At 69.6% G+C, this 14,694-nt stretch carries 12 protein-coding genes; 5 read left to right on the top strand and 7 right to left on the bottom strand.

Annotated features, from left to right (window positions below; all coding sequences use genetic code 11):
* Positions 1-54 precede the first annotated feature (54 nt).
* On the top strand, positions 55-789 hold the full coding sequence (locus ACR3ZA_RS06390) for a hypothetical protein (RefSeq protein ID WP_473661176.1): 735 nt from the start codon (positions 55-57) through the stop codon (positions 787-789).
* Between the two features lie 143 nt (positions 790-932).
* Entirely contained in the window at positions 933-3,305 is a 2,373-nt protein-coding gene (locus ACR3ZA_RS06385) for a UvrD-helicase domain-containing protein (RefSeq protein ID WP_473662292.1), read from the top strand.
* A gap of 269 nt (positions 3,306-3,574) precedes the next feature.
* On the opposite strand, the gene ACR3ZA_RS06380 is transcribed toward ACR3ZA_RS06385, so the two are convergent.
* A complete protein-coding gene (locus ACR3ZA_RS06380) occupies positions 3,575-4,834 on the bottom strand; it encodes an MFS transporter (protein WP_473661175.1) in 1,260 nt (419 codons plus the stop codon).
* 96 nt (positions 4,835-4,930) lie between these two features.
* Between ACR3ZA_RS06380 and ACR3ZA_RS06375 the strand changes: the two genes are divergently transcribed.
* Positions 4,931-5,524 carry a helix-turn-helix transcriptional regulator gene (locus ACR3ZA_RS06375; protein ID WP_473661174.1) on the top strand — a complete coding sequence of 198 codons (594 nt, stop codon included), beginning with the start codon at positions 4,931-4,933 and terminating at the stop codon, positions 5,522-5,524.
* Here the strand turns inward: ACR3ZA_RS06375 and ACR3ZA_RS06370 are convergent.
* On the bottom strand, positions 5,503-6,267 hold the full coding sequence (locus ACR3ZA_RS06370) for an oxygenase MpaB family protein (RefSeq protein WP_473661173.1): 765 nt from the start codon (positions 6,265-6,267) through the stop codon (positions 5,503-5,505). The two genes, ACR3ZA_RS06375 and ACR3ZA_RS06370, sit on opposite strands and share 22 nt — an antisense overlap.
* 178 nt (positions 6,268-6,445) lie before the next feature.
* On the opposite strand from ACR3ZA_RS06370, the gene sucC reads away from it, so the two are divergent.
* Together sucC and sucD are read left to right on the top strand one after the other, a co-directional pair.
* Positions 6,446-7,609, top strand: coding sequence for an ADP-forming succinate--CoA ligase subunit beta (gene sucC / locus ACR3ZA_RS06365; RefSeq protein WP_473661172.1), 1,164 nt, complete (start codon positions 6,446-6,448; stop codon positions 7,607-7,609).
* A gap of 66 nt (positions 7,610-7,675) precedes the next feature.
* Positions 7,676-8,566, top strand: a complete 891-nt coding sequence (gene sucD, locus ACR3ZA_RS06360) for a succinate--CoA ligase subunit alpha (protein ID WP_473661171.1) — start codon at positions 7,676-7,678, stop codon at positions 8,564-8,566.
* A 22-nt stretch (positions 8,567-8,588) separates the two neighbouring features.
* On the opposite strand, the gene ACR3ZA_RS06355 is transcribed toward sucD, so the two are convergent.
* The 5 genes from ACR3ZA_RS06355 to ACR3ZA_RS06335 form a co-directional block, all read right to left on the bottom strand.
* A complete protein-coding gene (locus ACR3ZA_RS06355) occupies positions 8,589-10,865 on the bottom strand; it encodes an exo-beta-d-1,3/1,6-glucosidase (protein ID WP_473661170.1) in 2,277 nt (758 codons plus the stop codon).
* Positions 10,862-11,776: an ABC transporter permease subunit gene (locus ACR3ZA_RS06350; protein WP_473662291.1), complete on the bottom strand. Its 915-nt coding sequence runs from the start codon at positions 11,774-11,776 to the stop codon at positions 10,862-10,864. Before ACR3ZA_RS06350 ends, ACR3ZA_RS06355 begins: the two co-directional genes overlap by 4 nt.
* A gap of 153 nt (positions 11,777-11,929) precedes the next feature.
* A complete protein-coding gene (locus ACR3ZA_RS06345; RefSeq protein WP_473661169.1) occupies positions 11,930-13,003 on the bottom strand; it encodes an ABC transporter permease subunit in 1,074 nt (357 codons plus the stop codon).
* A complete protein-coding gene (locus tag ACR3ZA_RS06340) occupies positions 13,000-13,809 on the bottom strand; it encodes an ATP-binding cassette domain-containing protein (protein WP_473661168.1) in 810 nt (269 codons plus the stop codon). Before ACR3ZA_RS06340 ends, ACR3ZA_RS06345 begins: the two co-directional genes overlap by 4 nt.
* Positions 13,806-14,630 carry an ATP-binding cassette domain-containing protein gene (locus ACR3ZA_RS06335; protein ID WP_473661167.1) on the bottom strand — a complete coding sequence of 275 codons (825 nt, stop codon included), beginning with the start codon at positions 14,628-14,630 and terminating at the stop codon, positions 13,806-13,808. The genes ACR3ZA_RS06340 and ACR3ZA_RS06335 overlap by 4 nt, the downstream gene beginning before the upstream one ends.
* Between the last annotated feature and the right edge of the window lie 64 nt (positions 14,631-14,694).

Here is a 14,694-nt window from a genome sequence, read left to right as displayed (position 1 = left end):
CGCGCATTTTCGCGGCCGCGCCGTTGTGCGCTCCCCTCCGCGAAAAGGACTGTCATGAGCACCGAAACCACCTCCCCTGAGCTCTCTCCCACCGACGCTGCCCCGAAGGATCGGGCCCGCCACCGGCTTTGGCCTTTGTGGGCCGTGCTCGCCGGAGCGCTCGGGTTCACCGCCACGATTCTGATGGACGTGCGCCCGATCACCGAGATGCAGGCGGTCGCCAACGGCATCCCCTACGAGGTGACGCCGGCCGACATGGATGACATCACCCGCACCAACAACTACCTCGGCTTCCTGCTCGGCTTCGTCGCGATCGCGGCGATGCTGGTCTTCCACGGCGCGTGGCGCGTGCGCGTCGAGAACGCCTACGCGAACTCGATCGCCGCCCGCGTCGTCAGCGGCGGGCTGCTCGCCTCCGCGGCCGGGCTCACGCTCGCCTACGGCTGGAAGGGCGCCCTCGCCAACTACGGCTTCGACGGCCCCGAGTCGGGTCTCTACGGCGAGGAGGGTCTCTTCGTCTACTACATGCTGACCGACTTCGGTCCGTACCTGCCGTGGCTCGGCGTCGTGATCGCGGCGGCGGCCGTCGCGTGGATGGCGTTCGTCGAGCGGAGCGTCTCGCGCGGACTCGGGGCGTTCTCGGGCATCCTCGCGATCCTGGTCGGTGGCGCGTTCGTCGTCTCCGGCGTGCCCGGTCTTAGCGGCCTGGTCGGCGGACTCTGGCTCGTCGTCGCCGGTATCTGGCTCGCGGTCGGGCGCAGCGCGATCACGCTCAAGCCCGCGGCGTAGCCGCAGACGACTCGGCGGTCGGTCTCGCTCCCTCCTGGGCGGGCCCGACCGCTGTTGTCGTCCCCGGCCCGCCGTAGACTCGACCGGTCATGAGCTTCCTCCCCACCGACTCCGTTCCCTTCGGTTCCGACCCGGAGGCCTGGATGCCCCCTGCCGAGAGCGCCGGCGGCCCGATCGCGGTCGATGAGGCGCTGCTGGAGGGGCTCAACCCGCGCCAGCGCGAGGCGGTGCTGCACCGTGGGCCGTCCCTGCTGATCGTCGCGGGCGCCGGATCGGGCAAGACGAGCGTGCTCACCCGCCGCATCGCCGGGCTCCTGCAGAGCCGGGAGGCGTGGCCGAGCCAGATCCTCGCCATCACCTTCACCAACAAGGCGGCGGCCGAGATGCGCGAGCGCGTCAACCAGCTCGTCGGCGGCGCCGCGGAGGGCATGTGGATCTCGACGTTCCACTCGGCGTGTGTGCGCATCCTGCGCCGTCAGGCCGAGGTGATGGGCATGACGCAGGGCTTCACGATCTACGACTCCGCCGACAGCCGCGCGCTCATCAAGCGGATCATCAAGGAGATGGATGCCGACACCTTCGGCTTCACCCCCGGCAACGTGAGCGCGAAGATCTCCAAGCTCAAGAACGAGCTCTCCGACGTCGAGACGTATTCGCGCAACGTCAACGCCGACGACCCCAAAGAGGTCATGTTCCTCGAGATCTTCCGCCGCTACACGGCGGGGCTGCGGCGCGCCAACGCGATGGACTTCGACGACCTGATCGGCGAGACCGTGCACCTGTTCCGCGCCTTCCCCGAGGTGGCGGCGCTCTACCAGCGCCGGTTCCGGCACGTGCTGGTCGACGAGTATCAGGACACCAACCACGCGCAGTACTCGCTCATCCGCGAGCTGGTGCGGGCCGTCAAGCCCGAGCATGTTCCCGCCGACACCCGCATGCGGCTCGCGCCGGACGGCGGGATCCCGGCGGCCTCGCTCACCGTGGTGGGCGACTCGGATCAGTCGATCTACGCCTTCCGCGGGGCCGACATCCGCAACATCGTCGAGTTCGAACGCGACTTCCCCGACTCCAAGGTGATCCTGCTCGAGCAGAACTACCGCTCGACGCAGAACATCCTCGACGCGGCGAACGCCGTCATCTCGAACAACTTCGACCGCAAGGCGAAGAACCTGTTCACCGATGTCGGGGCGGGCGATCCGATCGTCGGCTACACCGGGTACTCCGGGCACGACGAGGCGCAGTTCGTCGCCGACGAGATCGCCACCCTGCACTCGGCGGGCATGCGCTACAGCGACATCGCGGTGTTCTACCGCACCAACTCGCAGACGCGAGCGCTGGAAGAGATCTTCATCCGCTCGGGGCTGCCCTACCGGGTGCTCGGCGGCACCAAGTTCTATGAGCGCGCCGAGATCAAGGACGCGATGGCGTACCTGATCCAGGTGGCGAACCCGGCGGACGACCTGGCGCTTCGCCGCATCATGAACACCCCGAAGCGCGGCATCGGCCCGGCGACGGAGGCGGCGCTGCAGGCGCACGCCGACCGCCTGGAGGTTCCGCTGCGCGAGGCGCTGCGGGATGCCGACCAGCTGGGACTCGGGCCGAAGGTGACCGCCGCGATCCTGACGCTTGCGGCGACCCTCGACGAGGCGACACGCATCGCGACGACGCCCGGCGGCGGTCGGCCCGGCGGCGCTCCCGCCGACGTGCTGACCTTCCTGCTCGACAAGACCGGCTACGTGGAGGCGCTGCGCGCCACCCGCGATCCGCAGGACGAGGCGCGCATCGAGAACGTCGAAGAGCTCGTCGCGGTGACGAAGGAGTTCGGGCGCAACAACGCCGAGGGTGGCCTGATCGACTTCCTCACCGAGGTGGCGCTCGTGGCCGCCGCCGACGACCTGGACGACAGTTCGGGCACCGTCTCGCTGATGACCTTGCACACCGCGAAAGGCCTCGAGTTCGAGGCGGTGTTCCTGACCGGCGTCGAGGAGGGGCTGCTGCCGCACCAGATGTCGGCGGGCGAGCCGGGCGGGCTCTCCGAGGAGCGGCGGCTGTTCTACGTCGGCATCACGCGGGCGCGCAAGAAGCTGCACCTGTCGCTCGCGATGAGCCGGTCGACCTTCGGCGAGACGACCGTCGCGATGCCCTCGCGCTACCTGCAGGAGATCCCCGCCGGCCTCATCGAGTGGCGGCAGAGCCCGGGCGATGCGACCTCGCGCGGCGGCCTGCGTCCGCGCGCGCTGAATGCGCGCAGCCCGCGGGAGGACCGCTTCTCCTACTCGACCTCGCTGCCGCCCGCGCGGGCCAAGACCGAGTGGACCAGCCCGGTCACCAACAAGGTGCGCGACAACGGCGACCTCGCCCTCGCGGTCGGCGACCGCATCCGGCACGCCGACTTCGGCGAGGGCCGTGTCACCGACGTGTCGGGCACCGGCCCGAAGTCGGTGGCCGAGGTGCAGTTCGAGTCGGCCGGGCGCAAGCGCCTGCTGATCAAGATCGCGCCGATCGAGAAGCTCTAGGCGCGCTCCGCACCCCTCCTGCTCCGCCCGCCGCGCATCCGCGTCGAGCTCAGTGTGTCGTTTCTCCGGAGGTTCCCGCCGCCCCGCCCCGCGCGAGTGTGTCGTTTCTCCGGAGGTTCTGCGGCGGATGCCCGCAACTCCGGCGATGTCGGGCGTCGCGCATCCGGAAACTCCGGAGAAACGACCCACTGCGAGGGGTGGGGCAGGGGAGGCGCGGCGAAATCTCCGGAGAAACGACACACTGCGCGGCGCGGCGCGGGCCGGGCGGGTCAGTCCTCGGGCTCGGCGTGCACCGGCACGTGCGGGGCATCGGCGCGCGAGCGGATGCCGCGGGCCAGTACGACGATGCCGAGCGCCCCCGCGATCAGCAGCAGGGCGCCGGCATCGATGGCGAGCGCTCCGCTCACCCCGACGATGCCGCCGAGGATGCCGACCAGCACGCCGCTGCCGGCGCGGAACCCGAAGCCGGTGACGCTGGAGGCGCCGACGAAGCGACCGCGCTCGTCGGTCGGGGCATCCAGCTGCACGACGGTCTGGCCGGAGGACTCCGACCAGATGAGCGCGAATCCGGCCAGCAGCAGCATCGGAAGCGAGACCAGGTACTCGCGCGAGACCGCGAAGATCAGCAGGCACGCGGCGTAGACGATCGCGGCGCCGACCGCGAGGCCGACCCCGGTGCGGATGCGCCCGATGGCTTCGAGGGTGAGGCCGCCGATCACGGCGCCCGCGGCCATCGACACGATCAGCAGCCCGTAGCCGAGGCCCGAGTCATCGAGCCCGAGCAGGTTGCCGAACTCGGGGAACAGCGGCAGCAGGGCCGCCCCGATGAACAGCCCGGTCGCGCCCTGCACGATCATCACGATCAGGATCGACGGGTAGCGGGGGAGCTTCTTGACCACCGCGAACACGTCGCGCACGTGCACCCGCGGACGCGGGGTCGTGCGGTGCTGGTGCCCGTCGAGGGGGGTGAGGGCGAGGTAGACGACGAACGGCAGGTACATCGCCATGTTGAGAAGCATCCCGATGCCGGGTCCGACGGTGAAGAGCATCGCCGCCCCGAAGGCGGGTCCGACGAGCTGGCCGAGGCTCAGCCCGGTCGCCATCAGGCGCACCGCGCTCGGCAGGTCGCGCGGCCCGACGATGTCGTAGATCATCACTTGGTCGGCGGGTCGCCACAGGGCGCTGGCGAAGCCGTGCAGCAGAAGCAGCAGGATGCAGTGCCACACCTCGAGCGCGTCGTTCAGGATCAGCACGCCCCAGATCAGTGAGGCGAGCATGAACATGCCGCAGGAGATCTGGATGATGCGCCGATTGTCGAAGCGGTCGGCGAGCGCGCCGAACGGGATCGAGAAGAACAGGTGCGGCACCCAGTGGCTGACGACGGCGAAGCCGGCGAGCAGCGGGGATTCGAAGAGCTGCCACATCACCCAGTAGGTGAGGGCGTGCTCGGCGTTGTCGCCCGCCATGAGCAGGCTGCCCCCGGTGAGATAGCCCTTGTACCAGCGGGCGCGCAGCGCAGCGAATCTCACGCGGACAGCCTAGGGGTCTTGCGGGCGATCTATTAGCGATATATCGTTGACCTATCGTACGAACAGTGTTGCGATCCTTGAATTTCGGGAGACACCATGAATCACCACTCTCACCCCGCCTGGCAGTCCCGCGGGCGCCGCCCCGGATTCGACTCCGGCTTCAGCGGCGGACCGGGCTTCGGTCCCGACGCCTTCGACTTCCCCTTCGGCCCGCGCGGTCGACGCGGTGGGCCCGGTGGTCGCGCGCGCCGCGGCGACGTGCGGGCCGCCATCCTCGGGCTGCTCGCCGAGGAGGCCGGCTCCGGCTATTCGCTCATCAAGCGGATCCAGGAGCGCTCCGACGGCGCCTGGCGGCCGAGCCCCGGGTCGATCTACCCGACCCTGCAGCAGCTCGTCGATGAGGAGCTCATCGCGTCGACGGGCGGCGGAGGTCGCGCGAGCGAGTTCGCGCTCACCGACGAAGGTCGCGTCTACGTCGAGCAGCACGCCGACGAGATCGCGAGCGCGTGGAATGTCGGCGCCGACCGCGCCGATGCTCGCGCCGAGCTGCGCGAATACCGCGACGCGGCGGGCCGTCTGATGCGCGCGCTCTGGCAGTTCCCCCACGAGGCCACTGCTGAGCAGCGCACGCGCGCGATCGCCGAGATGGAGGCACTGCGCAAGTCGCTTTACGGCATCCTGGCGGAGTGAGAGCGCCCGGCGATCAGCCCGCGCAGCAGGAGACGTGACGGCAGGCGCCGCAGCGGCCCCGGCGTGACCCGGACGAGCGTGCGCGCTCGCCGCAGTGCGCGCGCATGCCGCACCGGATCCTCGGTGAGCCCGAGCGGCGCGCGCACCGACGGCGGCGCGAGCGCCGCCGTCACCTCGATCACGAACGGCATCGCGCGGCGCAGCCACCACGGGCCGGCCGGGTGCATCAGCTGCTCGGCGACGGTCAGCGCCTCGGGCGTGAACGCCAGGCCCGCGACGCGCTCGGCCCAGTACTCCTCGAACGCGTCGCGCGTGCCCGGCCAGGCGTTCTCGGGCAGCTGAAGCGCGCTGCCGAGCCGAGCGCTCGCCGCGAGGATGTCATCCCGTGTGGTGTCGGCGATCGGGCCGACCAGGCGCTCGTAGGTCTCGACGCCGACGGCGTAGAGGGTTGCCGCCACCCACAGCTGGTGCTCGGCCTCGCGCGCCCCCGGCACCCCCGCGTGGGCGCGGTTGACGTGCTGGCGGGCGAGTCGCTCGTGCTCATCGCGGCCGAGCCGGATCGCGTAGACGTACTCGAGGGTGCGCCGCAGTCGGCCGAGCGGATCGTGGGCGAAGCCGCTGTGGGCCGAGACCCCACGGGCGACTACCGGATCTCCGAGCTGCAGCAGGATCGCGAGCACCCCGCCGAACAGCAGAGCGCCCTCCCGCGTGTAGCGGTCCAGCTCGCGATCGCGCCTCGGCATGCCTCATGGTCGCATCCGGGCGGCAAGAAACCCTGAACTTTCCAACCGCGGACCGGCCCCTTCGGAAACACGCTCCGGTTCGAGCAGGTAGAGTGCCTGTTGGCCCAACTGTCTTGATATCGAACTATCTCGACATCAAGGCACCGCACCCCTCCACTGCAACGGAAGAAGCAAAAGCGTGGATCTTTTTGAGTACCAGGCCCGTGACCTCTTCGAGAAGTACGGGGTTCCCGTACTCCCGGGGATCATCGCCGACACCCCCGCCGAGGCCCGCGCGGCCGCGGAGAAGCTCGGCGGCGTGACCGTCGTCAAGGCGCAGGTGAAGGTCGGAGGCCGCGGCAAGGCCGGCGGCGTCAAGGTCGCCAAGACCCCCGATGAGGCGGAGGCCGCCGCCGAGGCGATCCTCGGCCTGGACATCAAGGGCCACGTCGTCAAGCGCGTCATGGTCGCAGCGGGCGCCGACATCAAGGAGGAGTACTACTTCTCCGTCCTGCTCGACCGGGCCAACCGCTCCTACCTCTCGCTCTCGAGCTACGAGGGCGGCATGGAGATCGAGCAGCTCGCCGAGGAGCGCCCCGACGCCCTCGCGCGCGTCGAGGTCGACCCGGGCGAGGGTCTTGACCTCGCCAAGGCGAAGGAGATCGCGATCGCCGCGAAGTTCCCCGCCGAGCTGGTCGACCAGGTCGCCCCCGTCTTCGTCACCCTCTACGAGGTGTACGTGAAGGAAGACGCGACGCTCGTCGAGGTCAACCCGCTGATCCTCACCGGAGCCGGCGCGATCCTCGCCATCGACGGCAAGGTCTCGCTCGACGAGAACGCGGCGTTCCGTCACCCCGAGCACGAAGAGCTCGAGGATGCGGCCGCCACCGACCCGCTCGAGGCGAAGGCCAAGGAGCACGACCTCAACTACGTGAAGCTCGACGGCCAGGTCGGCATCATCGGCAACGGTGCAGGGCTCGTCATGTCGACGCTCGACGTGGTCGCCTACGCGGGCGAGAACCACGGCGGCGTCAAGCCCGCCAACTTCCTCGACATCGGCGGCGGAGCCTCGGCGACCATCATGGCGGCCGGTCTCGACGTCATCCTCGGCGACGAGCAGGTCAAGAGCGTCTTCGTCAACGTCTTCGGCGGCATCACCTCGTGCGTCGCGGTGGCCGACGGCATCGTCAAGGCGCTGGAGATCCTCGGCGACGCCGCGACCAAGCCCCTCGTGGTGCGCCTCGACGGCAACCAGGTGGAGGAGGGCCGGGCGATTCTCGCCGCCGCCAACCACCCGCTCGTCACGATCGCCGAGAACATGGACCAGGGCGCCGACAAGGCCGCCGAACTCGCCGCGGCGTAGCCCGCCGGTATCCCGCTGATTGAGTAGCCGTTCGCGGCGTATCGAACTCCAGAATCGAGAAACAGAATGTCGATCTTCCTGAACAAGGACTCCAAGGTCATCGTCCAGGGCATCACGGGCGGCGAGGGCACCAAGCACACCGCCCTCATGCTCAAGGCCGGAACCCAGATCGTCGGCGGCGTCAACGCGCGCAAGGCCGGCACCACGGTGGAGCATGACGGCGGCGTGAGCCTGCCCGTCTTCGGCACCGTCAAGGAGGCGATGGCGGCCACCGGCGCCGACGTCTCGATCGCGTTCGTGCCGCCGGCCTTCACCAAGGACGCGATGGTGGAGGCGATCGACGCCGAGATCCCGCTGCTCGTGGTGATCACCGAGGGCGTGCCCGTGCTCGACACGGCCGAGGCCTGGGCCTACGCCAAGGCGAAGGGCAACAAGACCCGCATCATCGGCCCGAACTGCCCCGGCATCATCACGCCCGGGGAGTCGCTCGTCGGCATCACCCCGAACAACATCACCGGCAAGGGACCGATCGGCCTCGTGTCGAAGTCGGGCACCCTGACCTACCAGATGATGTTCGAGCTGCGCGACCTCGGCTTCTCGACCGCGATCGGCATCGGCGGCGACCCGATCATCGGCACCACGCACATCGACGCTCTCGCGGCGTTCGAGGCCGACCCCGAGACCAAGGCGATCGTCATGATCGGTGAGATCGGCGGCGACGCGGAGGAGCGCGCGGCCGAGTTCATCAAGGCGAACGTCACGAAGCCGGTCGTCGGATACGTCGCCGGCTTCACCGCGCCCGAGGGCAAGACCATGGGTCACGCGGGCGCGATCGTCTCCGGCTCGGCGGGAACCGCTCAGGCCAAGAAGGAAGCCCTCGAGGCGGCCGGCGTCAAGGTCGGCAAGACGCCGAGCGAGGCCGCGGCCCTGATGCGCGAGATCATCGCGGGCCTCTAGAGCACGAGCCCCGCTGAGGCGCTCACCGCACCGTGAACGGTGCGGTGAGCAGCACCTCGTCGCGTGACGACGGGCCGACCAGCAGCTCGAAGGTGCCGGGCTCGACGAGTCTCCGTGCGCCCGCGTCGACGATCGAGCAGTCCGCCACCGCGACCTCGACGGTCACGACGCGGGACTCGCCCGGGGCGAGGTCGACGAGCCGATATGACTTGAGCTCCTTGTCGGCCCAGCTCACCGAGGTCACCGAGTCGCGGATGTAGACCTGCACGACCTCGCGGGTGGGCCGCGACCCGGTGTTGGTCACGCGCACCTCGGCCCGCACGATGTCGCCGAGCTCGTAGGAGTCGTCCAGCACCCGAAGCCCGTCGTACTCGACGGTCGTGTACGAGAGGCCTTCGCCGAAGGCGTGCGCCGGGCTCTGCGTGAGGTCGGCGTAGCGGTCGCCGTGCTGGCCGCGGATCTGGTTGTAGTACGTCGGCTGCTGGCCGACGTGACGCGCGAACGAGATGGGCAGGCGGCCGGTCGGCTCGGTGAGCCCGAGCAGCACCTCGGCGATCGCGCGACCGCCCTCCATGCCGGGGTTCGCGGCCCAGAGCAGCGCAGAGGCGCGCTCGGCCGACGGCGGGAGCACGAGCGGCTTTGAGGCGAGCAGCACGACGACGAACGGCGTCCCGGTCTCGGCAATCGCATCGAGCAGCGCGATCTGGCCGCCGATGAGCTCGAGGGTCGCGGTCGAGCGACCCTCGCCGACGAGTTCGATGCGGTCTCCGACGACGACGACGGCGACGTCGCTTTCGCGCGCGGCGGCGACGGCGTCCTCGATCAGCGCCTCGTCTGGCGCGCACGGCACGACGACCTGCGGTCGCGGCTGGCCATCGGGGAAGAACTCGCCCGCCGGGTCGTTCTCGAGGGTCAGGATGCGCGCCCCCTCCGCGTAGTCGACGGTCCAATCGGCGGGCGCCGTCTCCCGCAGTCCGTCGAGGACGGTCGTGATCATGCTCCGCGGGTGCCCGTTCGGCAGCCAGTCGGCCTGACCGGAGGAGCCCGCCCAGTCGCCGAGCTGCGTCTGCGCGTCATCGGCGAGCGGACCGATCACGGCGGCGCGACGCGGGGTGCTGGTCGTCGCATCGAGCGTGGGCTCGTCGAGCAGCGGCAGCGTGCCGTCGTTGCGCAGCAGCACGAGCGAGCGCCGGGCCACCTCGAGGTTGAGCGAGGCGTGCGGGGCGCTGCCCACGATCGCGTCGATGCGGGCAGCGTCGGGCAGCCGCGGGTTCTCGAACAGTCCGAACTCGAACTTCAGGCGCAGGATGCGCGAGACGGCCGGGTCCAGCTCCTCGTCCGTCAGCAGCCCCGTCTCGATCGCCTCGAGCGCGCCGCGGAAGAAGCCGGGGGTCGTCATGACCATGTCATTGCCCGCCTTGACGGCGGCGGCCGCGGCGTGAGCGTAGTCGGGCTGCACCTGCTGCTCCCACACCATGCGCCCGACGTTGTCCCAGTCGGTGATGAGGGTGCCGGTGTAGCCCCACTCGCCGCGAAGCACGTCGTTCAGCAGCCAGTCGTTGACCGTGATCGGCACGCCGTCGGTGGTCTGGTAGCCGAGCATGAACGTGCGGCAGCCTTCCCTCGCCACCCGCTCGAACGGCGGGAGGAACCAGGAGTGGAGTTTGCGGCGCGAGATGTCGGCCTCGCTGGCGTCGCGTCCGCCCTGCGTCTCGGAGTAGCCAGCGAAGTGCTTCGCGGTGGCGAGGATCGCCGTCTCGTCGCTCGCGCCGCCGCCCTGATAGCCGCGCACCATGGCAGAGGCGAGCTCCCCGATGAGGAACGGGTCCTCGCCGAAGGTCTCATCGACGCGCCCCCAGCGGAGGTCGCGCGTGATGCACAGTACCGGCGAGAAGGTCCAGTGCACTCCGGTCGCGGCGACCTCCTCGGCGGTCGCCCGGGCGACCTTCTCAAGCAGTTCGGGGTCCCAGGACGCGGCCATGCCGAGCTGGGTTGGGAAGATCGTCGAGCCTTCGAAGAACGAGTGGCCGTGGATGCAGTCCTCCCCGACGAGCAGCGGGATCTGCAGCCGGGTCTGCGCGGCGAGCTCGTGCGCCAAAGCGAGCCGTTCGGGCGAGGCGTGCAGGATCGAACCGACGTGCTGCTCGTGCACCTGCTCCTGGAGGTTCTCGCGCGCGTCGAGCTGCATCATCTGCCCGACCTTCTCCTCGACGGTCATGCGCGAGAGCAGGTCGGCGACCCGGACCTCGATGGGGCGCGTTGCGTCGAGGTAGGCCGGGGCAGTGGGGGCGGTGGTCACGAGGTCTCTCCAGGGGTAGTTGCCGGGCGAACGACGGTGACGGTGTCGTTGACGTTCATGCCCTTCTTCTTCATGGCGCGCGCTCGCTCACCGGCGGATCGCAGGCGCGGGTTGACGTATTCGTCGATGCCGAAATTGATCAGCGAGAGGGCGACACCGATGGCGGCGATGCACAGGCCCGGGGGCATGTACCACCACCACTGGTCCTGCCGGAAGGCGCCCTGCGCGCCGGCCCAGTTCAGGATCGTTCCCCAGTTGTAGGTGGTGACCGGGATCACGCCGATATACGAGAGCGTCGTGAGCCCGAGGATCGCGGCCGTGACGGTGCCGACGAAGCTGGCGGCGATCAGCGCCATCAGGTTCGGCAGCATCTCGATCAAGATGATCCGGCGCAGCGGCTCGCCGTTGGCGCGCGCCGCCTGGATGAAGTCGCGGTTGCGCAGCGACATCGTCTGGGCGCGCAGGACGCGCGCGCCCCAGGCCCATCCGATCAGGCCGAGCACCGCAGCGATCAGCACCAGCGGCGGCTCCTCGAACATCGAGGCGACGATGATGATGAGCGGCAGCCCGGGGATCACGAGGAAGACGTTGGTGAGTGCCGACAGGCCCTCACTGCGCCAGCCGCGCAGGTAGCCGGAGATCACGCCGACCGTGATCGCGATCACGGTGGCGATGATCGCGGCCAGGAAGCCGACCACGATGACGCCGCGCGTGCCGTGAATCACCTGGCTCAGCACGTCCTCGCCGATGTGGGTGGTGCCCAGCCAGTGCTCGGCCGACGGCGGCTGGAAGCGGGCCGTGTTGTCGATCGCGGTCGGCGAGTACGGCGCCAGCACGTCGGCGAAGATCGCGACGAGCACGAAGAACCCGAGGATCGCGAGGCCCGTGATCGACTTGCGGTTGCGGAACATCGCGAACGCCGATCCGAGCTTCGACCAGAACGTCGGCTTGTCGGGGTCGGCGCCGCGGCGTCCCCGGCGGCCCGAGACGGTGTTCAGCAGCGCGGTCGCGGGCGCCCAGGGGAGGCGGTCCGTCGAGCGGTCGGTGGTGTGGGTGGTCATGGATCAGTCTTCCGTCTGGCGCGTGCGCGGGTCGAGGAATGCGTAGGCGACGTCGGCGAGGACGTTCGCGAGGAGCACCGAGAGCGTGATCACGAGGAACACGCCCTGCATGAGCGCGTAGTCCTTGGCGTTGGTCGCATCCAGCAGGAGCTTGCCGACTCCCGGGTAGCTGAACACCACCTCCATCACGATCGTGCCGCCGACGATGAACCCGATCGAGAGGGCGAAGCTTTGGATCTGGGGCAGCACCGCGTTGCGGGCCGCGTAGCGCCACAGCACCCGGCCGTGCGGCATGCCCTTGGCCTGCGCGACCATCACGTAGTCCTCGTCAAGCACGGTGAGCATCATGTTGCGCATGCCGAGCATCCACCCGCCCAGCGAGGCGATGACGATCGTGGCCGCGGGGAGCGTGCCGTGGTGGATGACCTGGCCGATGAACTCGAACGACCACTCCGGGGAGACCCCGACGCCGTAGGCCTTGCCGATCGGGAACCAGCCGAGGTTCACCGAGAACAGCGCGATCGCGAGCAGCCCCAGCCAGAAGTAGGGGATGGTGCTCAGGAAGGTCGTGATCGGAACCAGCGCGTCGAGGCGGCTTCCGCGCCGCCAGCCGACGATGGCACCGCCGATGGTGCCGATCGCGAACGAGATGAGGGTCGCAAAGCCGACCAGGCCGATCGTCCAGGGCAGCGACTGGCTGATCACCTCGGTGACCGGGCGCAGCCCGTGCAGCAGCGAGACGCCGAGGTCGCCGCGCAGCAGCAGCGCCCAGTAGTCGAGGTACTGCTCGAAGATCGATTTGTCGGTGTCGAGGCCGAGCAGGGCGCGCAGCGCGTCGGCGGCCTCGGGGCTGACGTTGCGATTGCGCGCGAGGTACTGCGTCACGGCATCGCCCTTCATCAGGCGCGGCAGGAAGAAGTTGATCGTGATTGCGGCCCACAGCGTGAACAGGTAGAACGCGGCGCGCCCGCCGAGGAACCGCCACGGGATGCGGGAGCGGCTCTTCACAGCGGTCGTTGCGGTCGTGCCGAGCTCGACCGCGTCGGCCGTCGGGTGGGGGGACGGGGTCGTGGTCACCGGGTGCCTCCCTGGGGGCCGGATGCGGTCTGGAAGTGCTTGTCGGGATCCGGGGATGCCGCGCGGAGCTCCTGCGTGTACGGGTGCTGCGGTCGCAGGATCACGTCATCGGCGGAGCCGCGCTCGACGACGCGGCCCTGATTCAGCACCAGGATCTCGTCGCTGAAGTGGCGCGCCGTGGCGAGGTCGTGCGTGATGTAGAGCACGCCGAGGCCCTCTTCGCGCTGGAGGTCGGCGAGCAGGTTGAGGATGCCGAGTCGGATGGAGACGTCGAGCATCGAGACCGGCTCGTCGGCGACGAGGAACTGCGGCCGGGAGGCGAGCGCGCGCGCGATCGCGACGCGCTGGCGCTGGCCGCCGGAGAGCTCGTGCGGCCGTCGGTCGATGACCGAATCCGGATCGAGGCGCACGCGGTCGAGAAGGCGCCGCACCTCGTCGTCCACCTCGGCCTTCGGCACGACATTGTCCAGTCGCAGCGGGCGCTGGATGTGGTAGCCGATCGAGTGGTACGGGTTCAGTGACGCGAACGGGTCCTGGAACACCATGCGGAGCTGCTGGCGGTAGGCGCGCAGTCCGGCACCGCGTCGCGGGATCGGCTGCCCGCCGAGCCGCACCTCTCCGCTGGTCGGGGTCTCGAGCTGGGTCAGGATCTTCGCGATGGTCGACTTGCCGCTGCCGGACTGCCCGACAAGGCCGATCGTCTGCCCCGATTCGAGCGTGAAGCTGACGTCGTCGAGGGCCTTGATCTGGCCGGCGCCGCGCACCGAGTACACCTTGGTGACGGCGTCGAATTCGAGGGTCGTCATCGCGCGACCACCCCTTTCTCTCCGGTGAGGCGCGGGAATGAGGCCAGCAGCGATTTCGTGTAGTCGTCCTGGGGGTCGGTCCAGATGCGCTCGGCGGTCGCGAGTTCCACGATCTCGCCCTCGCGCATGACGGCGATCCGGTCGCTGATCTCCAGCAGCAGCGGAAGGTCGTGGGTGATGAAGATCACGGAGAAGCCGAATTCGTGGCGCAGCGCGGAGATCTGCTTGAGGATCTCCCGCTGCACGAGCACGTCGAGGGCGGTGGTCGGCTCGTCCATCACCATCAGCTGGGGGCGGAGGGCGAGCGCCATGGCGATCATCACGCGCTGGCGCATGCCCCCGGAGAGTTCGTGCGGGAACGAGCGGAAGCGCTGCGCGCCGACCTTGACGATCTCCAGCAGCTCCTCGACCGCGGTGCGGCGCTGAGCCTTCGTGAGGCTCGGGCGGTGGACCTCGAAGACGTCCTCGAGCTGAGAGCCGATCGTCGCCACCGGGTTCAGCGAGTTCATCGCGCCCTGGAAGACCATCGAGATCTTGTCCCAGCGGAATCGGCGCATCTCCTCGGAGTCGAGGCGGTTGACCTCGACGTCCTCCCCGCTGGCGTCATGGAAGACGACCGAGCCGCTGGTGATCACGGCCGGCGGCTTCAGCAGACGCTGGATGCCGTAGGCGAGGGTGGTCTTGCCGCACCCGCTCTCGCCCGCGAGCCCGAGGATCTCGCCGCGCTGGAGTTCGAGGGTGACGTTCTTGACCGCGGCGACGGGCGGGTCGACGTCGTAGACGACCGAGAAGTCGTCGACGGAGAGCAGGGGTTCGCTCATAGGGGAGGTTCGCTTTCGTGGGGCGGGGTGTTGTGGGGGCGGACGCACGGAGCGCATCCGCCCC

The organism is Herbiconiux sp. J20-20 (assembly GCF_057365085.1).
Note: the sequence above shows the minus strand (reverse complement) of the source record. Positions and strands in the feature narration are given on the sequence as shown.